The organism is uncultured Tessaracoccus sp., assembly GCF_947286155.1.
Lineage (GTDB): Bacteria > Actinomycetota > Actinomycetes > Propionibacteriales > Propionibacteriaceae > Arachnia.
The window spans coordinates 1-23456 of the sequence record NZ_CAMYPD010000002.1; the positions used below are offsets into that span (position 1 = coordinate 1).

At 62.4% G+C, this 23456-nt stretch carries 18 protein-coding genes; 6 read left to right on the plus strand and 12 right to left on the minus strand.

Features of this window, described 5'->3' with window-relative positions:
* From Q0X68_RS00635 to Q0X68_RS00645, 3 genes are all read left to right on the plus strand, one after another.
* On the plus strand, positions 1 to 1293 hold a 1293-nt coding region (locus Q0X68_RS00635; protein WP_297746050.1), incomplete at its 5' end, for an NADP-dependent isocitrate dehydrogenase.
* Between the two features lie 115 nt (positions 1294 to 1408).
* Positions 1409 to 1789, plus strand: a complete 381-nt coding sequence (locus Q0X68_RS00640; protein WP_297746053.1) for a helix-turn-helix transcriptional regulator — start codon at positions 1409 to 1411, stop codon at positions 1787 to 1789.
* Between the two features lie 5 nt (positions 1790 to 1794).
* On the plus strand, positions 1795 to 2724 hold the full coding sequence (locus Q0X68_RS00645) for a cation diffusion facilitator family transporter (RefSeq protein ID WP_297746056.1): 930 nt from the start codon (positions 1795 to 1797) through the stop codon (positions 2722 to 2724).
* Positions 2725 to 2791: 67 nt separating this feature from the next.
* Here the strand turns inward: Q0X68_RS00645 and Q0X68_RS00650 are convergent, their stop codons facing one another.
* The 6 genes from Q0X68_RS00650 to Q0X68_RS00675 all read right to left on the minus strand — a co-directional run bounded on the left by Q0X68_RS00650 (position 2792) and on the right by Q0X68_RS00675 (position 10418).
* A complete protein-coding gene (locus tag Q0X68_RS00650; protein ID WP_297746059.1) occupies positions 2792 to 4954 on the minus strand; it encodes a glycoside hydrolase family 3 N-terminal domain-containing protein in 2163 nt (720 codons plus the stop codon).
* A 64-nt stretch (positions 4955 to 5018) separates the two neighbouring features.
* The gene (locus Q0X68_RS00655) at positions 5019 to 6026 is read right to left on the minus strand and encodes an ABC transporter permease (RefSeq protein ID WP_297746062.1); all 1008 of its coding nucleotides are present in this window, start codon (positions 6024 to 6026) and stop codon (positions 5019 to 5021) included.
* 1 nt (position 6027) lies between these two features.
* Entirely contained in the window at positions 6028 to 7011 is a 984-nt protein-coding gene (locus Q0X68_RS00660; protein ID WP_297746065.1) for an ABC transporter permease, read from the minus strand.
* Positions 6999 to 7784 carry an ABC transporter ATP-binding protein gene (locus Q0X68_RS00665; RefSeq protein ID WP_297746068.1) on the minus strand — a complete coding sequence of 262 codons (786 nt, stop codon included), beginning with the start codon at positions 7782 to 7784 and terminating at the stop codon, positions 6999 to 7001. Before Q0X68_RS00665 ends, Q0X68_RS00660 begins: the two co-directional genes overlap by 13 nt.
* A 17-nt stretch (positions 7785 to 7801) precedes the next feature.
* Positions 7802 to 8638: an ABC transporter ATP-binding protein gene (locus Q0X68_RS00670; RefSeq protein WP_297746071.1), complete on the minus strand. Its 837-nt coding sequence runs from the start codon at positions 8636 to 8638 to the stop codon at positions 7802 to 7804.
* Between the two features lie 73 nt (positions 8639 to 8711).
* On the minus strand, positions 8712 to 10418 hold the full coding sequence (locus tag Q0X68_RS00675) for an ABC transporter substrate-binding protein (RefSeq protein WP_297746074.1): 1707 nt from the start codon (positions 10416 to 10418) through the stop codon (positions 8712 to 8714).
* A gap of 105 nt (positions 10419 to 10523) precedes the next feature.
* Here Q0X68_RS00675 and Q0X68_RS00680 point away from each other — a divergent pair, with 105 nt between their 5' ends.
* The 3 genes from Q0X68_RS00680 (at position 10524) to Q0X68_RS00690 (ending at position 16378) form a co-directional block, all read left to right on the plus strand.
* Entirely contained in the window at positions 10524 to 11159 is a 636-nt protein-coding gene (locus tag Q0X68_RS00680) for a TetR/AcrR family transcriptional regulator (protein WP_297746077.1), read from the plus strand.
* A 481-nt stretch (positions 11160 to 11640) separates the two neighbouring features.
* Positions 11641 to 13683 carry a discoidin domain-containing protein gene (locus Q0X68_RS00685; protein WP_297746312.1) on the plus strand — a complete coding sequence of 681 codons (2043 nt, stop codon included), beginning with the start codon at positions 11641 to 11643 and terminating at the stop codon, positions 13681 to 13683.
* A gap of 139 nt (positions 13684 to 13822) precedes the next feature.
* Positions 13823 to 16378 (plus strand): glycogen/starch/alpha-glucan phosphorylase, encoded by a 2556-nt coding sequence (locus Q0X68_RS00690; RefSeq protein WP_297746080.1) that lies wholly within the window; start codon positions 13823 to 13825, stop codon positions 16376 to 16378.
* Positions 16379 to 16455: 77 nt separating this feature from the next.
* Here the strand turns inward: Q0X68_RS00690 and Q0X68_RS00695 are convergent, their stop codons facing one another.
* The 6 genes from Q0X68_RS00695 to Q0X68_RS00720 all read right to left on the minus strand — a co-directional run bounded on the left by Q0X68_RS00695 (position 16456) and on the right by Q0X68_RS00720 (position 23390).
* Positions 16456 to 16785, minus strand: coding sequence for a DUF2568 domain-containing protein (locus tag Q0X68_RS00695; RefSeq protein ID WP_297746083.1), 330 nt, complete (start codon positions 16783 to 16785; stop codon positions 16456 to 16458).
* Between the two features lie 77 nt (positions 16786 to 16862).
* Positions 16863 to 18098, minus strand: a complete 1236-nt coding sequence (locus Q0X68_RS00700; RefSeq protein WP_297746086.1) for a hypothetical protein — start codon at positions 18096 to 18098, stop codon at positions 16863 to 16865.
* A gap of 147 nt (positions 18099 to 18245) precedes the next feature.
* Positions 18246 to 19283, minus strand: coding sequence for a phosphoribosylformylglycinamidine cyclo-ligase (gene purM / locus Q0X68_RS00705; protein WP_297746089.1), 1038 nt, complete (start codon positions 19281 to 19283; stop codon positions 18246 to 18248).
* Positions 19280 to 20758 (minus strand): amidophosphoribosyltransferase, encoded by a 1479-nt coding sequence (gene purF, locus Q0X68_RS00710; RefSeq protein ID WP_297746092.1) that lies wholly within the window; start codon positions 20756 to 20758, stop codon positions 19280 to 19282. The genes purM and purF overlap by 4 nt, the downstream gene beginning before the upstream one ends.
* A gap of 146 nt (positions 20759 to 20904) precedes the next feature.
* Positions 20905 to 21825: a sugar ABC transporter permease gene (locus tag Q0X68_RS00715; RefSeq protein WP_297746095.1), complete on the minus strand. Its 921-nt coding sequence runs from the start codon at positions 21823 to 21825 to the stop codon at positions 20905 to 20907.
* Complete coding sequence (locus Q0X68_RS00720) at positions 21825 to 23390, minus strand: ABC transporter permease subunit (protein WP_297746098.1); 1566 nt, start codon at positions 23388 to 23390, stop codon at positions 21825 to 21827. Before Q0X68_RS00720 ends, Q0X68_RS00715 begins: the two co-directional genes overlap by 1 nt.
* Positions 23391 to 23456 lie beyond the last annotated feature (66 nt).

The following is a 23456-nucleotide window of genomic DNA, read 5'->3' on the forward strand; positions in this document are numbered from 1 at the left end:
GGTGGAGCGGAGATTCGCGCCGCCTTCGACGAGGCGATGGCGAACGGCCCGGCGCTGGCGATGGTGAACTCCGACAAGGGCATCACCAACCTGCACGTGCCCTCCGACGTGATCGTCGACGCCTCGATGCCGGCGATGATCCGCACCTCGGGCCACATGTGGGGCGCCGACGGCGAGGAGCACGACACCTTGGCCGTGCTGCCCGATTCCTCGTACGCCGGCGTGTACCAGGCAGTGATTGAGGACTGCCAGGCTAACGGCGCGTTCGATCCGACGACGATGGGCACCGTCCCGAACGTCGGGCTCATGGCGCAGAAGGCGGAGGAGTACGGCTCGCACGACAAGACCTTCGAGATCACCTCGGATGGCCGCGTTGAGGTGGTGAACGCCGCTGGCGACGTGCTGCTCTCGCACGATGTTGAGGCCGGCGACATCTGGCGTGCGTGCCAGACGAAGGATCTCCCCCTGCAGGACTGGGTGAAGCTCGCCGTCACCCGCGCCCGCGCTACCGGTTGGCCGGCCGTCTTCTGGCTCGATGACGCCCGCGCACACGACCGCAACGTCAAGGAGAAGGTGGAGCGTTACCTCCAAGACCACGACACCGACGGGCTCGACATCCGCATCATGTCGCCGGTTGAAGCGACGAAGTTCTCCGTCGAGCGTATCCGTCGCGGCGAGAACACCATCAGCGTCACCGGCAACGTGCTGCGCGACTACCTGACCGACCTCTTCCCCATTCTCGAGCTGGGCACCTCGGCGAAGATGCTCTCCATCGTTCCGCTCATGGCGGGTGGCGGCCTGTTCGAGACCGGGGCTGGCGGTTCCGCGCCGAAGCACGTGCAGCAGCTCGTCGAGGAGAACTACCTCCGTTGGGATTCGTTGGGCGAGTTCCTGGCGCTGGCTGCGTCACTCGAGCAGTTCGGCCAGGCCAACGACAACGCCGGCGCCCGCGTGCTCGCGAAGGCACTCGACGCCGCGAACACGTCGTTCCTGCTCAATGACAAGTCGCCGACGCGTCGCCTCGGCGGCATCGACAACCGCGGTTCGCACTACTGGCTCGCCCGTTACTGGGCCGAGGAGCTCGCGAAGCAAACCGACGACCAGGCCCTCGCCGAGAAGTTCGCACCCGTGGCGAAGGCGCTCGTCGACGGCGAGACGCACATCGTCGACGAGCTCGTCGGCGTGCAAGGCAACCCTGCGGACATCGGCGGCTACTACCGTCCCAACCCCGACAAGGCGGCGCAGGTGATGCGTCCGTCCACGACGATGAACGCCGTCATCGACGCGCTCTGACGTCACATCCAATCACCGACGGCGCCCTCCCCAACGCATTCGGGGAGGGCGCCATGTGTTTGACCGAGATCCGCACCCGTCTTGCAATATCGTCATCTAGCGCTATCATCGCTACATGACGATTAATTCTGAGGTGGTCGTCGACAATCACGCGACCGAGGCCTATGCGCATCTGTTTCAAGCGCTCGCCGAGCCTGCCCGGCTGGCGATCCTGCAGCACCTCGCATCCGGCGAGCACCGGGTGCGTGACCTCGTCGAGCACATGGATCTCGCGCAATCCACGGTGAGTAAACACATCTCGTTTCTCGTGGAATGCGGCCTGCTCACAGCTCGCCCCGAGGGGCGCACCACCTGGTACGCACTCGCGGAGCCTGCGCTGCTGAAGATCCTCGTCGCAGCCGCCGAGCAGATGCTCAACTCCACCGGCCGTGCCGCCCAGCTGTGCAGTCACCTGCACAGCTCCTCAGAAGACGATTCCGCTCCCACGAGGAGTTAAATCGAATGGGTGCCGAACACGCACACACGCATGGGGCCGACGTGCATCGTCGGAAGCTTTGGATAGCGTTGGTGATCACGTCGACGGTCGTCGTCGCGCAGTTGGTGGGGTCGATCATCACAGGCAGCCTCGCGCTGCTCACCGACACCGTGCACGTCGTCGTGGACGCGTCTGGACTCGTGCTCGCGCTCAGCGCTGCGACCCTCATGCGCCGGCCCGCCGATACGAGCCGAACGTGGGGCTTCCGCCGCGCCGAGGTGCTCGCCGCCCTCGCCCAAGCCACGGTGCTGATCGTCGTCGGGTGCTATGCGGCTGTCGAAGGGTTGCGACGCCTCTTCGATCCCCCACAGCTGCACGGCCCTCTCGTGATGGCCTTCGGCGTCGTCGGGCTGATCGCCAACCTCGCATCCATCGCGGTGCTGCATTCAAGCCGCGACGCCAACTTCAACATGCGCGCCGCCTTCCTGGAGGTATTCAACGACGCCCTCGGTTCACTAGGCGTGATCGTCGCAGGCATCCTGATCGCCACGACGGGATTCCAGCAGGCCGACGCGATCGCGAGCCTGCTCATCGCAGCGCTCATCGTGCCCCGCGCGATGATCATCCTGCGCGGCACGCTGCGGGTACTGATGGAGCAGACCCCCGAGGCACTCGACCTCGACGAGGTGCGCGCCCATCTCCTGGCGCTCGAGCAGGTCAAGGGGGTCCATGACCTGCACGCATCCACGATCGCCACGGGCCTACCCATCGTCACCGGGCACATTGTCGTCGACGACGAGTGCTTCCACGACGGCCACGCCGCCGAGGTCGTGCAGGCGGCACAGGACTGCACCGCGCGCCACTTCAACATCCGCCATGCAACCTTCCAGGTGGAACCAGCCTCGGCCGCGGCGCATCCCGGGCATGTGTGCTTGGAAGAGCGAGCAAGGATCTGAGGTAGCTTCCCACACCCCGCTCGCGCTCATCGCCCGAACCGCACACGCCCCAAGCTGGCCCTGGTGCTTACACGCTCTCTGTGACAGTGAAACTGGCGGCGAGGAGGTCCTCTGTTCTCGACGAATGCCCGATGAGCACCTCGAACTCACCCGGTTCCACCACACGGTCTCCGGCCGCGTTGACAATCGTGCACTGAGAGACAGGCAGGACGAGATGAACACGTCGTGTCTCTCCAGGTTGGAGTTCAATCTGTTGGAAGGCCTTGAGTTCCTTATCAACCCAGCTCACGGAAGTGACCAAATCTCGAATGTAGAGCTGCACAGTCTCTAGTCCCGGTCGATGGCCGGTGTTAGTCACTTCTACGCTGGCACGAAGTTCGCCGTCTGCTGCGAGTTCGGCGGTCTCCAGCTTCAAGCAGGAGTAGGCAAATTCGGTGTAAGCGAGGCCTTCGCCGAATACATACGTCGGCTCTTGGGTCAGGTCTGCATATCGGTCTCCGTGCTGACCACGAATCTGGTTGTAATAGGTCGGCTGTTGCCCAGCATGGCGTGCGAACGAGATAGGTAGGCGCCCGCTCGGCTCGATCTGTCCGTAGATCAATTCTGCAATCGCCTGGCCTCCACGCATACCCGGATTGGCAGCCCAGATGAACGCATCATGGCGCACATCCTCAGGGATGATCAGTGGCTTTGAAGCCACCATCACGATGATCAATGGCTTGCCCGTCGCTGCCAGGGCTTGCAACAGCGCATGTTGTCCGCCAAGAAGCTCCAGCGTTGCGGTTGATCTGGCCTCTCCCACCAGCTCGATGCAGTCACCCACCACCGCAACGATCACATCCGATCTCTCGGCTAGTTTCACGGCCTCACCGAGCTGGGCTTCATCGATCGGTGCCGAGACCGCGATCGGCATTCGAGGTTGGCCGTCTGGGAACGCGCCGCGTGGATCAGGCTCAGAGATAACAATCTCCGCACCCTTGGCATAGCTGACCTCAACACCTTCCGGAGCCTGTTCCCGAAGCCCATCCAGCGCTGTCGCGATCATCTCCCGCGGATGCCCGTTGGGCATCCAATCGATCTGTCCGGAGGATCCTGCCCAGTCGCCAAGCTGTGTCTGGGCGTCGTCGGCTAGTGGGCCGACCACTGCGATGCGCAAGGGAGTGTTATCGAGCGGAAGGATGTCCTCGTTGCGTAGGAGCACCAGCGAACGGCGGGCGATCTCCAGATTCACTCGTGCATGCTCAGCGCTACCGATAGAACGCTGTGCAGATGCATCGGGCTCCCCCGCGTCTTCAAATAGACCTCGTCTGAACTTGAGCGTGAGAATGCGTCGGACAGCCTGATCGATCAGCTCTTCGTCAACAAGGCCCAGATCGACGGCATCCTGCGCCCCCTGGAAGAATTGTGGTGTCGTCATGATGACGTCGTTGCCTGCCCGAATTGCGGCAGCGGCGGCATGCGCGTGATCTGGTTGCACCTTCTGTTCCCACACCATTCGCCCCACGTTGTCCCAGTCAGTGACAAGTGCGCCACGATAACCCCATTTGTCGCGGAGCACATCGGTCAGCAACCATTCATTGATGGTGATGGGGACACCGTCCATGGTCTGATAGCCCAGCATGAACGTCGCGCACCCTTCCTTCGCCACTCGCTCGAAGGGTGGAAGGAACCAGGATTCCAGCTTGCGCCTCGAGATATCTGCTTCACTCGCATCCCGTCCACCCTGAGTCTCCGAGTAGCCAGCGAAGTGCTTGGCGGTCGCCATGATCCCTGACGACCCGCCCTCACCCTGATAACCGGCGACCATGGCTGAAGCGAGTTCCCCGATGAGGAAGGGGTCCTCCCCAAAAGTCTCATTGACGCGACCCCATCGCAGGTCTCGGGCGATACACAACACCGGTGAGAAGGTCCAATGAATCCCAGTTGCTCGGGCTTCCATCGCTGCGATCGCTGCACTGCGACGGACCAGGCCCGGCGCCCAGGACGCAGCCATACCGAGCTGCGTGGGGAAGATCGTCGCTCCTTCCCAGAAGGAGTGCCCGTGAATCACATCTTCTGCAACCAGTAGCGGAATTCCGAGCCGGGTCTGCTTCACAGCCGCCTGGGCACGAAGCACCTTCTCCGGCGATGTGTGCAGAATAGAGCCGACATGCCAGTCGTGCACCAGAGCCTCGACATCGCCGCGCGCATCGAGTTGAAGCATCTGACCGACCTTCTCCTGCAGCGACATCCGCCGAAGTAGGTCCTCCACTCGTTGTTCCACCGGCAGCGTTGCATCTCGGTAGGCAGGCGTCTCACTCATCTCCGTGTTCCTCCTGATCACGGTTTCGGTTGGGTTCAGTATTCGATTCAGCTGCCCGTCTCACGGGGGTGCGCGATCCCCGGCCCAAGGACTTCCTCGAGCGGGAGCGTTCGCCTGCGGAACGTAGGCGGGGGTTGACGTACTCGTCGATGCCGAAGTTGATGAGCGCCAGTGACATGCCCAGCAGCGCGATGCAGAGTCCGGCCGGCACATACCACCACCAGAAATCCGGGAATGCCCCGTTCTGTTGAGCCCAGAAGAGCACTGTGCCCCAGTTCAGGTTGGTGATTGGGACGACTCCGATGAAGGCGAGGGTGGTCAGGCCAAGCACAGCAGCATTGACTGTGCCCACGAAGCTAGATGCAATAATCGCCGCCAGGTTCGGGAGCATCTCGACCGTGATGATTCGCCATAGCGATTCGCCGTTCAGCCTTGCGGCCTGAACGAAATCACGGCTCTGCAGGGACATAGTCTGCGCGCGTAGGACTCTGGCGCCCCAGGCCCATCCAGTGATCGCCAGCACTGCGGAGACCAGAAGCAGGCTTGGGTTTTCGTACTGAGCAGCCACGATGATCATCAGCGGCAGTCCGGGAATAACCAGGAACACGTTAGTGATGGCCGACAGCGTCTCGCTGCGCCATCCTGCAACCATGCCTGCGGTGACACCCACGAGAACCGCCACCGCGGTGGCGATCACGCCAGAAATCGCTCCGACGATCAACACACCCCGTGTGCCGTAGATGATCTGACTCAACACGTCCTCACCCAAATGGGTAGTGCCGAGCAAATGTGCAGCAGATGGAGGCTGTCGAAGTGCGGAGTAGTCCTTGGACAGCGGGTCATATGGCGCGATCACATCGGCCAGCAATGCCACGAGTACGAAGAAGCCCAGGATTGATAAACCGATCAGGGATTTGCGGTTGCGAAATGCTGCGAATCTGTTCTTCGTCGCCTTGCCCGTGCGCTGAGGCGCCGCTTCTTGTGTCACGGAAACAGTCATGTCAGACCTCCGCCTGTCGAGCTCGCGGGTCGAGGATTGCGTAGGCTACATCCGCCAGAATGTTGGCGATGAGCACGGAGAGCGTGATGACCAGGAAGATTCCCTGCATCAGTGGATAATCCTTGGCGTTGGTTGCGTCGAGCAGCAGTTTGCCGATGCCCGGGTAACTAAAGACGAGTTCCATCACGAGGGTTCCACCCACGATGAAGCCGAGCGACAAGGCGAAGCTTGAAAGCTGTGGCAGAAGCGCGTTGCGCGCAGCATAGCTGACGATCACCCGGCGGCGCGGTAGCCCTTTGGCTTCTGCAACGGTGACGTAGTCCTCGTCCAGAACAGTGATCATCATGTTGCGCATTCCCAGCACCCAACCGCCGAGAGAAGTGAGCACGATTGTCGCGACGGGCAGGATCGCATGGGTCACAACTTCTCCGATGAATTCTCCGGTCCAGGCAGGTGTGACGCTCTTGCCGTAGGCATGCGAAGCAGGCAGCCATCCAAGGCCTGAAGAGAAGATCGCGATCGCGATGAGTCCCATCCAGAAGTAGGGGACGGTGGAGAAGAAGGTCGTGATTGGGACCAACCAGTCGGTGGCCCCTCCCCGCCGCCAGCCGATGATCACGCCAATGCCCGTACCCAGCAGGAACGAGATGACCGTTGCGACACCGACCAAACCGATGGTCCAGGGCAGCGCAGTGGAGATGACCTCGCCCACCGGAGCGAGCCCGTGAGAGAAGGACGAACCCAGATCACCGCGGAATAGGAGCCCCCAGTAGTCGAAGTACTGCTGCAGCATCGTGCGTTCCGTGTCGAGCCCGAAGAGAACCTTGAGCGACGCGATGGCTTCAGGGCTGATGTTGCCCTGATTCTTCTGCAGATAGGCGCTGACCGGGTCTCCCTTCAGCATTCGAGGCAGCAGGAAATTGATCGTGAGCGCAGCCCACGCTGTGAACAGATAGAAGACCGTGCGGCGAATCAGGAATCGCATCGTTTCGCTCCTTCCAGATCGCGAAAATGCCGCTCCGGGTCCGGCGACGCGTCCCTCAGCGCCCGGGTGTAGGGATCTCTGGGGCGGAGAATGACGTCGTCGGCAGGCCCGTGCTCCACCACCTGCCCATCATGAAGCACCACAATCTCGTCACTGAAGTGCCTTGCAGTAGCCAGATCGTGCGTGATGTAGAGCACTCCCAGGCCGTGCTCATGCTGCAGATCGGCAATCAAGTTGAGCACGCCCAGACGAATCGACACATCCAGCATCGACACTGGCTCGTCTGCGATGAGCAACTCCGGTTTGGTTGCGAGCGACCTCGCGATCGCGATGCGCTGCCGCTGCCCTCCGGAGAGCTCATGGGGCAGACGTTCGATGAGCTGTTCAGCATCCAGCTGCACTTCCTCCAGCAGGCGCAGCACGTCGGCACGTTGGGCAGACTGCCCGCTCAGGATCAATGGGCGTTCAAGGTGCTGACGAATGGTGCGGTACGGGTTGAGCGATGCGAAAGGATCCTGAAACACCATCCGAACGCGCTGGCGATGGGCGCGCAATGCGCGGCCCCGCTTCGGGATGCTCTTGCCGTCAAAGGTGACCTCACCAGAGGTTTGACGCTCCATGCGCATCAGGATCTTCGCGATAGTGGATTTTCCAGAGCCGCTCTGCCCGACGAGCGCGATCGTCTGCCCTGAGCTCAGGCTGAGCGACACGTCATCGAGCGCGAGAAAGGCGCCTTTGCCGCGCACCTTGTATTGCTTTGTCACGTTAGTCATCTCGAGGGTCACCATGCTCAGCGTCCTCCTCGGATGAAGTCGCCTCGTTCCCCCGTGAGGCTCGGGAAAGATTGCAGCAACCGGCGTGTGTATTCATGCTGTGGTCGGCGGAAGATCTCTGACGCCGTGTTGAGCTCGACGATCTCTCCCTCCCGCATGATCGCGATGCGATCCGAGATTTCGAGCAGCAGGGGAAGGTCATGGGTGATGAAGATGACCGAGAATCCGAGTTCCTCACGTAGCGCGGTGATCTCCTGCAAAATCTCTCGCTGGACTAACACATCCAGAGCGGTGGTGGGTTCATCCATCACCATCAGAGCCGGGCGCAGCGCCAGCGCCATAGCGATCATTACACGCTGCCGCATCCCGCCAGAGAGTTCGTGAGGATAGGACCGCAGGCGAGATGCGCCCACCCCCACGAGGTCCAGCAGATCACCGCACTCCTTGCGACGCTGTGTTCGATTCATTCGAGGGCGGTGCGCCCGGAACACATCATCAAGCTGGTCTCCGACTCGGAGCACGGGGTTCAAGGAGTTCATCGCCCCCTGGAACACCATAGAGACCTTGTCCCATCGAAACGCCCGCATGCGCTCGTCAGAGAGGCTGTACACGGCCACAGCCTCACCCGAAGGATCGTGGAACGTCACATTTCCGCTGGTTACTACCGCCGGTGGCTTCAGCAACCGTTGAATTCCATAGGCCAGCGTCGACGTGCCGCTGCCCGACTCGCCCGCGAGGCCGAGTGTCTCGCCCCGCTGCAGCCGGAGTGTGGCATGTTTGACTGCCTCCACCCGTGGATCGACGTCGTAAGTGATGCTCAGGTCATCAACCTCGAGCAGGACTTGTTGGGCCATGGGTACCTCTCCGTCTGTGAGGGGCCAGTCAATCTGACAGGCCCCTCACAGCTCCTTGACGCGATGATTCTTCTTAGGCTGCCTTAAGCTTGCTCAGCACAAGGACCACTGCGACGTTGGTCGGGTCCGGTACCGCGTAGGGATCTTCCTGCGTGGGCCAGCCTTCGAACTGACGAGTGTTGTACACGCCGATGTTGGGACGCGTCCCAACCGGCATGCTCGGCACTTCCTCAACGAAGATCTCCTGGGCCTGGGCTAGGGCCGCTGCACGGTCGTCTTCGTTTGATGCGGTCGCGTACGCCTCGAGCGCCTTAGTAGCCTCGGGGCTATCGAATCTTCCGAAGTTGTAGTCAGCCGCTTCTCCCACCGGCTTCAGCCAGCGCCCGTCCATGGTGTCACTGTAGATGTCGTAGGGTGTGGCACCAGTGTCGGTCCAGTGCAAGATGGCCTGGAATTCGCCCTTGGACTTAGCCTCCCACCACGTGTCGGCGTCGGGTGTGTTGAGTGCTGCCTCGACACCGAGCGCCTTGGCAGCATCGGCTATCAGACTGATTCCTGTGACGTAGTCGTTCCATCCCTGCGGAACGCTCAGTTTGAAGGTCACAGCCTCACCCTGGGGGTCAAGCAGCTTCTGGTTGCCGTCCCAGGTGTAGCCAGCGTCTTGGAGCACCTTCTTGGCACCGTCGACGTCCACCTTGTACTCCTGGTTCTTGTACTTATCGACGATGAAGGCGTCACCAGCAGGAGTCGGCAAGCCAGTCACCGACATCAACGCCGGGACACTCCCCTCACGAGCAATCTCCGCATGCTTCGCCCTATCAATCACCATGTTCATCGCCTTGCGGAAAGCAACGTCGTTGAACGGCTTCGTCGTAGCGTTGACAAACATGGTGTCGACTCCCAGACCGGCGGGAGCCCAATATCTGTTGTGTTCCTTGTCCTTGCTCAGGAAGGCACTCTCAACGTTGGGGATGAATGCTTGAGCCCAATCGGCGTCTCCACTGGCCAGGGCATTGGTCAGGGCCGTGTTGTCATTGTACGAGACGTAATAGAGTGTCGCCACGGCCGGCGTACCCTTCCAATAATCGTCGCGGGCAGTGAGTTCAACACTCTGTGAGGTGAACTTGGAGAGCTTGTACGGACCTGTGCCGACTGGCTCCTTGTTATCAAACTTGACCGGATCGCCCACTGACTCCCAGACGTGCTTCGGCACTATCTGACGCTGGAGCACCTTGTCGACCTTCACGAAGACAGATTTCTCGAACGTCACCGTGACCTTGTCCCCATCAGCCGAGACATCCTTGATGCCAAGGTTGGCTCCATCTAAAGCAGGGCTGTTTTTCACCAGTTCGAAGGTGAAGGCGATGTCCTGGGCAGTGAACTCCTTGCCATCACTCCATTTCACTCCGTCGCGCGCAGTGAACTCGATCGAGGTGTAGTCATCGTTCCACTGGAATTCCTTGGCCAGCCAAGGCTCGGGCTCCGCACTTGGGTCGATCAGATTCACGATGGCCAACGGCTCGTAGATAACATTGCTGTAGGAGAGTCGGGACGCAGACCCATCGCCTACGAACGGATTGTTGTTCTGGGTCGTAATCGGCCCATCCGGCTTCGCGATGGTGAGCGAACCAGTACTTCCACCGCTATCCCCCGTGTTCCCCTTGCTGCCATTGTCCGGATCTCCGCCGCAGCCCACCAGGCCGATAGCGAATGCCAGACCCAGGGCTACTGCTTTCAAGGCTCTCAGCTTCATTGCTATTTCCTCCATCTCATCGGCCACATCGCCGAAACTACGAAATAGCTTACCTACCGGTAAGTCAGCAACACAAGGGGTACCCTCAGTTCAACGCAGATCCTGCATCCGAGCACGTGAGGTGATGATTCAATGAGCCAGCCGCGTCAACGAGTAAGCCGCGCCGCGCGACGCCAACAGATTCTGGACGCCGCCACACGGGTTTTCGGATCAAAAGGCACCAGCGCCGGCACCCTGCAGGAGATCGCCGATCAGGTCGGCATCACCCGCGCAGGAGTGCTGCACCATTTCGGCTCGAAAGACAACCTCTTACAAGCGGTACTGGAATACCGGGACCGCTCCGACGTCGCCGAGCTCCCCGAGCAGCATGTACCTCAAGGAGCCGATTGGTTTCACCATCTCGTCCACACTGCTGTCGAGAACACACAGCGCCCAGGCATCGTCCAAGCCTATGTCGTCCTGTCCTCGGAAGCCGTAACCGAGGGGCACCCCGCTACCCCGTTCTTCCAGCATCGCTACTCCGCACTGCGAGAGGAGGGTGTGGCAGCAATCCGAGAAACATGGCCCCACGCAGACCTAGACCCCAAGAAAGTCGAACTTGCGGCGGCTTGCATTCCCGCCATCATGGATGGGCTGCAGGTCCAATGGCTTCTAGATCCCGAGCGCATTGATCTAGCCCAAGCTACAGCTTTCTGCTTTGAGGCCCTCCTCAGCGCAGTCCTCCCTTCCGACGCTGAGCCACTTGAATTGCCTGTAACCCCCTCATGAGCTGGGATACAGCCCCAATTTCGACGATTTCCTCAAATCGCCTACCAACTGGTCAGTAAGTAGTGTAGACATACTTCTATCCCCGCAAGCGCATCACTATGACCGCTCATTGGGGAGGGCACTCCGGTGGGCACGAGTCGTCGACGCTCGCGCCATCGCAGCGCTCGACTCGCACTCTGGGCCGACAGGGCAGTCCGGCTGACAAGGTGCGAAGGATGAGGAAACCACACCACTACAGGAGATCGCAATGAAGTCCAGATTCATAGTGAATGGGGCACTTGCAGTGGGGCTTGCGATTGGCGCAGCATCATCGCCGCCTCCCACAGCCGCCGCTGATCCGCTGCCCGACGAAACGCTGACGGTACACATCACAGACCCGACGAACGACCTTCGACTCGCCAAAAGAACAGTGCAGTGGCGATCAGGCGCAGGATCGGACAGGAATGCGATTCCGGTTGACCCAACGCGCCGTTACCAGAGCATGATCGGTTTCGGAGCCTCGATGACAGACTCCTCCGCCCGCAATCTTGCGAGCCTATCCCCGGCACAACATCGGGCAGCCATCGAGGATCTCTTCGGCGCAGAGGGCTTGCGCCTCAACCTGCTGCGAGTTCCACTGGGCGCATCGGATTTCAGCGGACAGGGCTCGTACACCTATAACGATCTGCCCGCAGACCAGCGCGACGATAAGCTGCAGCACGTCTCGCTGGACAGGGATCGCGAGAACGTATTCCCCCAGCTCCAGGCGGCCAACAGCGCCGCAGGCTCCAAGCTCACGCTGATCGGCTCACCATGGACCGCGCCCGCATGGATGAAGGAGTCACAGAGCCTCCACGGAGGGAGCCTGCGCAGCGATTCGCAGGATGCGTTCGCCCGCTATCTGGCTCGAGTCGCATCGCTGTACCAGCAGATCGGATTACCACTGGACTATCTCACAATTCAGAATGAGCCCCTCCATACATCTGACGGCTATCCCACCATGCAGATGGACGTCCAACAAGCTCAGGCTATAACCCAGAAACTCGAATCAGAACTGACGACGAATAGCCCAGAAACCAGAATCCTCACCTACGACCATAACTGGGACGTCAGCGCCTATACCTCTCAAGTGCTCGCCAACGCCGGTAGCACCGTTGAGGGCACCGCATGGCACTGTTACGGCGGTCAGGCTATAACCCAAAGCCAGGTACACAACGCGTTCCCCGGACGAACAGCCCACCTTACGGAATGCTCCGGAGGTGACTGGCAGGGATCGACAGCCGACGCTTTCGCAGGGACCATGTACGTACTCACGCAGGCACCAGCCCACTGGGCGCGCAGCGTTACGCTGTGGAACCTGGCACTCGATACGAATCACGGCCCCACCAATGGCGGCTGCGACAACTGTCGTGGCGTGATCACGGTGCATCCGGACGGCACCTGGAACAAGGAGATCGAATACTGGGCATTGGCACACTTCAGCAGATTCGTCGAACCAGGGGCGAGACGGATCGCGTCCGGCACGCTAGCTGGAGTCAACAACGTTGCATTCACCAACCCCGACGGCACACATGTACTCGTCGCCCACAATACAGACGACACTGAGCGAGAAGTGAGCCTTCGCTTCGGCGACCGCCACGCATCGTTCACCATTCCCGCCCATGGGGCGGCTACCGTCTCTTGGCACGGCCAGGGGCAGGAATTGGCGACGGGAAGCGTCGACCTGCATTGGGGGAACGGACTAACCGCGACGTTCGACCAGGCGGTTATCGAAGACATGGATTCCATCCTCATCGATGGGAGGTGGTTCCACTGGAATGCTCCCGCTGGGGCTGACCCACGCATCCCGGGCAAGCTACAAAGCCTCGACCGCTCGCGTTGGCGTGCTTCCGCTTCTAATGAGGCCTCCGAGGCGGACAAGGCCATCGACGGCGATCCATCAACGCGTTGGAGCAGCGGCATCGGATTGAGCGACGGACAATGGCTCCAGATCGACCTTGGCGCCCGGACCGAATTCGACCGCATCGTCTTGGACAATGCTTCCTCGCCCAACGATTTCTCGAGACGCTTCAGCATCGAGGTCTCCGACGACGCCCAACACTGGCGACGCATCGCTCGGGTTGCAGGGACTCCGTCGAACTCTCAGGTGCAGCTCGCGCCCACTTCGGCCCGCTACGTGCGAATCCTCAACCACAGCAACTCTGGCAGCTGGTGGTCCGTCCACGAGGTGGACGTCCTGAGAACCATCACTGATACTTCACCGCCGGCTGGCACGCTTCTGACAGCTGAGGCAGCACTCGGATCCGAGATGAGTCTCCGCGGCTGGTTCAATGCCAGCGATGTAGGCCAACAATTCGTTACAAAGTTGGGGAGCGTCACCTTTACCGGCGAACTGCCACCCCAGGGGGCCTTCACTCTCGCACACGAGGGCAGTGACTCCGTGGATGCACCGAGTCCCGACGACGACGTCGATGATGAGCCTTCACTACCGGCGCCACCCAAGCCCGACAAGCCACCCATCGGACTACCCTCCACTGGAACCTAATTCATGCCCGCTGTGCCGGGCCAGTACGCAGATCCTGGCCCGGTACTCTTCTACCCACTTCATGCAAGTCGTTGCGCAACGTTACGCAACGACTGCAACGCCCGTCGACAGGCCCGCCCTGGGTCGGTACGATGCAGGCATGGCTGAAACTGCGCATTCGAACGGCAACTTCCAGGCCGACGAGACCCCCAACGTTGATCACCGGGTATTTGGTCCTTCAAGCGAGCCGACCCACGCGTTGGCAATCGCCCCTGTCGCTACACCCCCGCACACGGTTGACGGCTTCGTGAAGGAGTTCCTGCACGAGCTCAACACCACGCAGGGCGTGACCCTCGAGACGGCCAGCATTAACGACCAGTACATGGCGTTAGCGCTCACCGTCCGCAACTACCTGATGGCCCGCTGGCTGGAAACCACCAAGGCAAATCAGCGAAACCACAGCAAGACCGTCGGCTACCTCTCCGCCGAGTACCTCCTCGGCCGCCAGCTCGGCAACGCGTTGCAGGCTTCCGACCTCAGCAAGATCGCAGAGGAAGGCCTCAAGCAGTGCGGCATTGAGTTGTGGCGTCTGCGGGCACAGGAAGTCGAACCGGGCCTCGGCAACGGCGGCCTCGGCCGACTCGCCGCCTGCTTCATTGATTCGCTCGCGACGATGAACGTGTCCTGCATTGGCTACGGCATCCGCTACGAATACGGCATCTTCCGCCAGACCTTCGTCGACGGACGCCAGGTCGAGCAGCCCGACACCTGGCTCGCGCTCGGCTCCCCGTGGGAGTTCCCGCACCCCGAGGCTTCCGTCAAGGTGAACTTCGGCGGCCACACCGAGAGTTACACCGACGACAACGGCCGCGAGCGCACTCGCTGGGTCCCCGCGTGGGACGTCCAGGCGGTGCCCTACAACTACATGGTGCCGGGCTTCAAGAACGGCTGCGTGAACACCCTGCGTCTGTGGTCGGCTGAGGCGACGCGCGCGTTCGACCTCCAGATCTTCAACGCGGGCGATTACGCGCAGGCGGTACGCGCCCAGACCTTCGCAGAGAACATCTCGAAGGTGCTCTACCCCGAAGACTCCACCCCGCAGGGCAAGGAACTCCGCCTGCAGCAGCAGTACTTCTTCGTGGCCGCGTCGATCCGCGACTTCATCCGCAGCCTCGAGGACGACTTCGACCTGCACAACCTCCACGAGCGCATCGTCTTCCAGCTCAACGACACCCACCCCGTCATCGGCGTCCCCGAGCTCATGCGTGTGCTCATCGATGAGGAGGGTTTCGAGTGGGACGAGGCCTGGGAAGTCACGTCGAAGTGTTTCGCATACACCTGCCACACGCTGCTGCCAGAAGCCCTCGAAGTATGGCCGACGGAGCTGCTGGGCCGCCTGCTCCCCCGCCACCTGGAGATCATCTACCGCATCAACGAGGAGTTCCTCGACGAGGTGCGTTCCGCGTTCCCAGGCGACGAGGTGCGCGTCGGGCGCATGTCCATCATCGCCGAGTACCCCGAGCGTTCCGTGCGCATGGCGCACCTCGCGGCAGTCGCCGGCATCAAGATCAACGGTGTCGCCGAGCTCCACTCCCAGCTGCTGCGCGACAAGGTGCTCAAGGACTTCGCCGAGCTGTGGCCCGACAAGTTCACGAACGTCACGAACGGCATCACGCCCCGTCGCTTCATCCGCATGGCGAACTACAAGCTCTCGGATCTCATTAGCGACACCATCGGCAAGGGCTGGGTGAACGACCTCGAACGCCTGCGCGAGCTGGAGCCCTTCGCGGAAGACGACGAGTTCCGCGCCCGGTTCCGTGAGGCCAAGGCGTTCAACAAGACACGCCTGACGAACCTCCTCGCCAAGCGCGACGGCATCGAGCTCCCCGACGGACACCTCCTCGATGTGATGGTCAAGCGTCTGCACGAGTACAAGCGTCAGTCGCTGAAGCTCATGCACATCGTCTCGCTGTACGAGCAGGTGATCTCCGGCAAACTCCAGGCCTCGGATATCACGCCGCGCACCGTCGTCTTCGGCGCGAAGGCCGCCCCCGGCTACCGCCTGGCGAAAGACACCATCCACCTCATCAACAAGGTGGCCGAAGTCATCAACGCCGACGAGCGCCTCGAGGGGCGCCTCAAGGTGGCCTTCCCGGCGAACTACAACGTCACCCTCGCCGAGAAACTCATCCCAGCGGCCGACCTCTCGGAGCAGATCTCGCTCGCGGGCATGGAGGCCTCCGGCACAGGCAACATGAAGTTCGCCCTAAACGGCGCGCTCACCATCGGTACGGACGACGGCGCCAACGTCGAAATCCGCAAGTTCGTGGGCGACGACAATTTCTTCCTGTTCGGCATGACCGAGCCGGAAGTGGCCGAGCTGCACCAGAAGGGCTATCAGCCGGGCGAGTACTACTCGAAGGACCCGCAGCTCAAGGCGGCCGTCGACCTCATCTCGTCGGGGGCCTTCTCCGACGGCAACCGCAGCACCTTCGAGTCGCTGGTCTCCAGCTGGCTCTACCACGACCGCTTCATGCTGTTCGCCGACTTCGCCTCCTACATGGACAAGCAGGCCGAGGTGGAAGCGAAGTACGCCGACACCGACGCATGGACGCGCTCCGCGATCTTGAACGTCGCCCGCTGCGGCTACTTCACCTCCGACCGCTCCATGCGCGACTACATGCAGCGCATCTGGAACATCACCCCAAGGTTCTAACCAACCGATATCACTGCACGAAGCGTGGGCTGACGAACGTCGGCTCACGCTTCGTCGCGTCGTAGGGTGACCTAGATTTAGCGTCCGGTGGCGGCAGCCAACGCGCGCGAGAGCACGAAGGCAGACACCGCGAGCACGAGGGCAAACACGAGATGCCCAATGGAGGCCATCCCCACCACCGCGATGCCGTACACGACGATCTTCGTCATGGCCGCTTTGGCCGGGGTGCGGGTTCTCGACGACGGTGCAGCCCAGCGCGCCCAAGCGGCCAGCACCACGCACACCGCTGCCACAGCCACGATCCATCCGACGAGGCCACCGCCGGCTCGGGCATGAAACACAACGCCAATCGACACCCAGGTGAGCAGCTCCACGAGAAACACGAGCATGAAGAGGATCGCTGTCACAGCACCCTCCGATCGCTCCTATTGAAATCGTTTCCTCACACTGTAGCGGACGCACGGCTCAGGACAGGCAGGGACCCTCAGCGCTTTGCCGTCGAATCCCATAGTGCAAGAAAGTCCTTGCCCCACCCGTATGGCTCTCGCTGCTTGGCCCCACTGAGCGTGTTGTACGCGTCCTCGGCCCTGCCGTCGGCAGTGCTCCAGAAGAGGAGATACTCATCGTAGGCCAACTGGATCTGGGCCCGGCCTTCCCACTGATGCGCCCGGAGCACCTCGACGATCCGCCGATAACCCTCCTCCGACTTGAGGTCCGGGCCGTCAGACGGCGCCTGGAACTCGATGTCGAAGGTGCGCTTCGCCGTGCCTCCCTTGGGCTCGTAGGCGCGCGTCTCAGTCATGCCGGCCTTGTGTGCGTCCACGACGATGGGCCCGACGACGCGCCACAACTCCGGCCGCATCCCGAACCCCTTTCCCGCATATCCAGGAGTGACTCGCACATCGAAGTCGGGGAGGCCCTTCCACTGTTCAGACGAGACCAACGCCACGACCTTGGTGAACGACTCGATATCCGGCACGTCGAGAGCGTAGGAACCGCGGAAGTCCGTGGACCTCAGACGTGCACCCGTCGTCGCCACCTGTTCGGCCACCTCCGGCTCGTGAGGAAGCCCCTCACGAAGCTCAGACTCCTTGCCCCGCACCTGCCGCCCATCGGGGAACACGAGGCGCACATCGTAGCCCTTGAGTGCAGCAGACTCCTTGCCGATCGCTTCGACGACGCTCATCGCCTGCGTGGAATCGCGCACCGCCACCGTCATCCTTCGCTGCAACACCGTGAACTCGCCAGTCTTCGACGACGCATGCGCAAGCACCCGTTCATAGGCGGCGAACTGCTCGGCCTGGTCCGGGTTTCCGGGGGCGAGCTCGATCGTCGAGCTATCACCCTTGATACTCAGGGCAGCGCGATCACTGTCGACGACATCGGCTGCGATGAGATCGCGCATCACTGCGACGGGTAAGGCCTCGTCGGAGAGCTTCACCTGCGCTCTGAGATTGGTAATCGACCCCTGCACCACGGGCTTGTCCGCAAGCCAGCGGATCCACCGTAGGTCGGCCGGCCCAGGTTGCCGGCCATGATGGTCGTGCTCGTACTCCACCGGCACCTTCCACGGCCCGTGCACGATCATCACCTCCGGCTTACCGTCGCGGCCGGCGTCGTTCACGAGTGAAAACAGGGTCTCGCCGAGCGCTTTGAGGTCGTCACATTGCGGGTCAATCTCGATGGTCCACGGCTCGGTATCGTGCTCGAACCGCTCCACGCATTCCGTTTGCCCGATACGCTTGAGCGCCTCGGCAGGATCGAGCGACGACTCCCCCCCGCAGGCAACCTGCGAGTAGTAGTAGTACCAATCCGATCACCCACACACGTCGCATGCGTAGAAGTGTAAAGGCCAGCAGGCTCAGCCTCAGACGAGCACCGCGGTGCCCGGGCCCTCGGCGTCTGTGATTTCACCCAGCACCCAGGAGCTGATGCCGCGCCGTTCAAGCAGCGCGAGAGCGCCGTCGACGGATTCCGCGGGCATGATGGCCGCCATGCCCACACCCATGTTGAGCGTGGCGTCGACGTCGGCGTGCGAGAGCCTGCCCACCTGCTGCACCAGCTGGAAGATGGGCGCGGGCGTCCACGACGAGCGCTGCAGGCGCGCGCTCAGCCCGTCGGGAATAACGCGCGCGAGGTTCGCTTCGAGCCCGCCACCGGTGATATGCGAGAACGCGTGCGTCTCCACCTCGTCGATGAGCGCCAGCACGTCGAGGGCATACACCTTCGTCGGCTCCAGCAGCTCCTCGCCCAATGTGCGCCCGAGCTCGTCGACGTGGCGGTCGAGCTGCCAGCCCGCCTCCTGCAGCAACACGTGCCGCACGAGCGAATAGCCATTGGAGTGCAGGCCCGACGAGGCCATCGCGACGACGACGTCGCCCGCCTGCACCCGCTCGGGGCCGAGAATCTTGGCGCGCTCCACCACGCCCGTCGTGGCGCCGGCGACGTCGTACTCGTCGGGACCGAGCAGGCCAGGATGCTCCGCAGTTTCGCCACCGACGAGCGAGCACCCAGCGGCGACGCAGGCGTCGGCGATACCACCGACGATGGCCGCGATGCGCTCGGGAACCACCTTGCCACACGCGATGTAGTCGGTGACGAACAGTGGCTCGGCGCCGGTGACGACGAGGTCGTCGACGAGCATGCCGATGAGGTCAAAGCCGATCGTGTCGTGCTTGTCGAGAGCCTGCGCGATGGCCACCTTGGTGCCCACACCGTCGGTGGAGCTCACCAGTACCGGCTGTTCCATGGCCTTCAGCGCGCTAGCGTCGAAGAACCCGGCGAAGCCGCCCAGCCCGCCCAGCACCTCAGGGCGGCGGCTGCGTGCCACCGATGCTTTCATCAGCTCGACGGCGCGGTCACCCGCCTCGATGTCGACGCCCGCCCGCGCGTACGCGTTGCTCACAGCTCCTCCTCGTTCGTGATGCCGAGCAGTTTGCCCTGCTCCTTAGGAATACGGATGGGATAGTGGCCGTCGAAACAGGCCCGGCACAACTGTGACGCCGGCACCGTCGTCGCCTCGGTCATGGCGTCCAAGGAGACATACCCGAGCGAATCGGCCCCGATGGAACGGCAGATGTCGTCGACGGTAAGCCCGGGCGCGATGAGCTCGGCGCGCGTGGCGAAGTCGATGCCGTAGAAACACGGCCACAGCACCGGCGGAGACGAGATGCGCACGTGCACCTCGCTGGCGCCGGCCTCGCGCAGCATCCGAACGAGGGCGCGTTGGGTGTTGCCGCGCACGATGGAGTCGTCGACGACCACGAGCCGCTTGCCGTCGATCACCGAGCGCAGCGGGTTCAGTTTCAAGCGGATGCCGAGCTGCCGGATGGTGTCGGACGGCTGGATGAACGTACGCCCGACGTACGCGTTCTTCACCAGCCCGAGCCCGAACTCGATGCCCGACCCTTTCGCAAAACCGATAGCCGACGGCGTGCCGGAATCAGGCGTAGGGATCACCAGGTCGGCATCGACGGGATGCTCGTGCGCCAGACGCCTACCGATCTCGACGCGCGTGTCGTACACGCCCCGCCCGGCGATCGTCGTATCCGGGCGCGCCAGGTACACGTACTCGAAGATGCAGCCCTTCGGCTGCGGCTCGGCGAACCGCTGGGTGCGAAGCCCGGCCGCGTCAATGGCGACGAACTCCCCCGGCTCAATTTCGCGGATGAACGATGCGCCGACGATGTCCAGCGCCGCAGTCTCGCTCGCCACTACCCAGCCTGTGCGCAACCGGCCGAGCACGAGCGGGCGCACACCCTGCGGGTCGCGCGCGGCGTACAGCGTCGTCGGGGTCATGAACACCAGCGAGAATGCGCCCTTGAGACGCGGCAGCACCTCGAGCGTGATGTCTTCGAGAGGCCGATCCCCCATCGACACCATGAGCGCGGAGATGAGGGCCGTGTCCGACGTCGAATCCATCGCGGCATGCTTCGACGCGACCTTCGCATCCGGCGCGAGCTCGCGCAGCCACGCCTCCAGCTCGTCGGTGTTGGTGAGGTTACCGTTGTGCGCGAGCGCCAGCCCGGTGCCGTCGGGGCGCGAGCGGAACGTGGGCTGCGCGTTGTTCCACGTCGACGAACCGCCGGTCGAATACCGGGTATGCCCGACGGCGATGCCGCCCGGCAGCGACTTCAGCGTCGACTCATCGAAGACCTGCGCCACCAGACCCATGTCTTTGAACACCATGATGCGCTCGCCCGACGACACCGCCATGCCGGCGGATTCCTGGCCGCGGTGCTGCAGGGCGAACAGGCCGAAGTAGGTGAGCTGGGCGACGTCCTCGTCGGGCGCCCAAACGCCGAACACACCGCACTCGTCGCGAGGTGGGGTGTCGGTGGGGTCGGGCTCGTGGGTGAGTTTGCCGTCGGGTTGGAGCACCCCCTCATCGTATCCGTCTGCTGCAGACCGTGCATGACACGGTGTGGTGTACCTTCCCCAGAGCAACAAAGGAGGCCGGGCCGATGCGGATTACGCACCTGAGCCCGGCCTTCCGTCCCTTGCCCATCACTAGCTTGGGATTTTCGTCATCCCTTCACACCACCAGCGGTGAGCCCGCTCACGATGTACTTCTGCAGGAACATGAACAGCAGGATGACGGGGATTGCGGCGAGCACGGCGCCTGCCGCGAACAGCGACCACGGCGCGTTGCGCTCGTCGGAGGCCCACACGTAGAGGCCGACGGCGAGCGTGTACTGCTCAGGGCGCTGTAGCACCACGCGCGCAAGGATGAACTCGCCGTAGGTGCCGACGAAGCTCAGCAGGCCGACCACCGCGAGGATGGGCGAGACCAGCCGCATGATGATGCCCCAGAAGATCTGGGCGTGCGTGGCACCGTCGATCTTCGCCGCCTCGTCGAGCTCCTTCGGGATGGTATTGAAGAAGCCGTACATGAGGAACGTGTTCGCCCCCAGCGCGCCGCCCAGGTAGACGGCGATCAGTCCGAGGTGCTGCCCGAGCCCCAGGGGTGGGTAGATCTCCTGGATGGTGAGCAGCAGCAGGAAGATGGCGACGAAGGCCAGCATCTGCGGGAACATCTGGATGATCAGCAGGAACGTGAGCCCGCCGTGGCGGCCCTTGAAGCGGAACCGGCTGAACGCGTAGGCCGCGCACGCCGCCATGAGGACGGTGGCGATGGCGGTGACGCTCGAGACGAACAGTGAGTGCAGCGCCCACTTCGGGAAGTCTGTCTCCAACAGTCTCTGGTAGTGCTCCCCCGTGAACGCCTGGAACAGGTTGTTCGAGCCGGTGAGCGTGCCCCTCGGGTTCACCGATGCAGACACGACGTACAACAACGGCAGGATGCAGTACACGATGAACACGATGGCGAACAGGTGCTTCCAGCCCACCGACTTGCACCAACGCCACCACGCGCCCTTGACCTTGCGCTTCTCCGGTGCGGGCTGCGCGCCGGACGTTGGCTTAGAGGTTATCGATTGCGTACTCATCACATGATCTCCTCAAGCTTGCGAGTCTGACGGAAGCCGAGCCAGGCGATGATGCCCACCACCACGAAGATGATGATCGACAGCGCGCTGGCCACGCCGTATTGCTTCTCACCCTCGAACGAGATGGCGTACACCATCGAGATCAAGATGTCCGTTTCACCGACGTTGAACGGCGCACCCGGATAGTTGGGGCCACCGCCGGTGAGCATGTAGATCAGCGAGAAGTTGTTGAAGTTAAACGCGAAGCTCGAAATCAGCAGCGGCGCTACGGAGACCATCAGCATCGGCAGCGTGACGTTGAAGAACCGCTTCACCGGACCCGCGCCGTCCATGATGCCCGCCTCGGTGAGCTCGCCTGGAATCGACTGGAGCGCACCGGTGCAGATCAGGAACATGTATGGGAAGCCCAGCCACAGGTTCACCATGAGAATCGACAACTTCGCGAGGTTCCCGTCGCCGAGCCAATCGATGGACGCGCCGCCCAGGAGTGTCTGGTTGATGAACCCGAACTGCCTGTTCAACATGCCCTTCCACACCAGCGCGGCCAAGAAGCCGGGGAAGGCGTAGGGCAGGATGAACAGCGAACGGTAGAGGACTCGCCCCTTCACCCGTGGATCGTTGAAGATCACGGCGATGAGCAGCCCCAACGCGAACGTGGTGAACACCGAGAGGAACGCGAACGCGAACGTCCAGCCAAGCGACCCGAGGAAGAACTTCGACACCTCAGGGTTGGTGAACAGGAACGTGAAGTTCTTCAACCCGACGTTCACCCGCCACCCCGGCTCGAGCTTCTTTCCGTCCTCAGAGACGTAGTTGCCCTTGGACTCGTCGGCCTTGAAGACAGTGCCGTCGGTGTTGGTGAAAGAGTCGTCGGCCTCCTCGTAGTGCAGTGACGGCGTGGCCTGCGTCGCCGTCGACCCGTTACGGGTGCGCAGCGATCCCTCGTTGGCGTCGTCGCTGATGGGAACGCGCAGACCGAGCACCTCGTCTTGACGAGCGATGATGTCTTGCGTCGACAGTGCGGTGGCGCCGTCGGCTTCCGTCACCCGGTCACCTTCGACGGTGGCTCCCTCGAGCGGCTCCAGTGCCTGCTCTGCGGTGCCGAACATCGCGGCGCCGTCACGCACGACGGCAAACCCCAGCTCGCCATCGCGCTCCATGACCGTGACGGGCAACTGCACGTCGCCCTCTACCTCGGAGGTGGCGAGGATTTGCTCGATGGCGTGTTGCTTGGTGTCGGAGTGCCCGTCGCCATAGTTCGTGAACGCGACGTAGCCCGTCATGCCCATGACGTAGACCTGGTAGATGATCAGAAAAATCAGGCCGGGGAACAGATACTTTGCGGGAATAGCCCGCTTGGAGAAGTAGATGACATCGGCAATAGCCAGCGAGGCGACGAGGAACACGAGGATGCCCCAGCGTTCCTGGCCGTAGCAGGCGAGAATCCCATAGATGCCGAATGCGTTGACGAGCCCCATGAGCAGGAGCTTGACGTAGAAGCCCGGGCGCGAAAGATCCCGAGCGTGTGAGAGAGGTGGGCGCTCCACCTTCGTTGCTGTGCTCAACTTGCTGCCCTTCGATACTCAGTAGGGGCGGGCTTGGCATTACCGTAGCCCGCCCCTATCCGATAG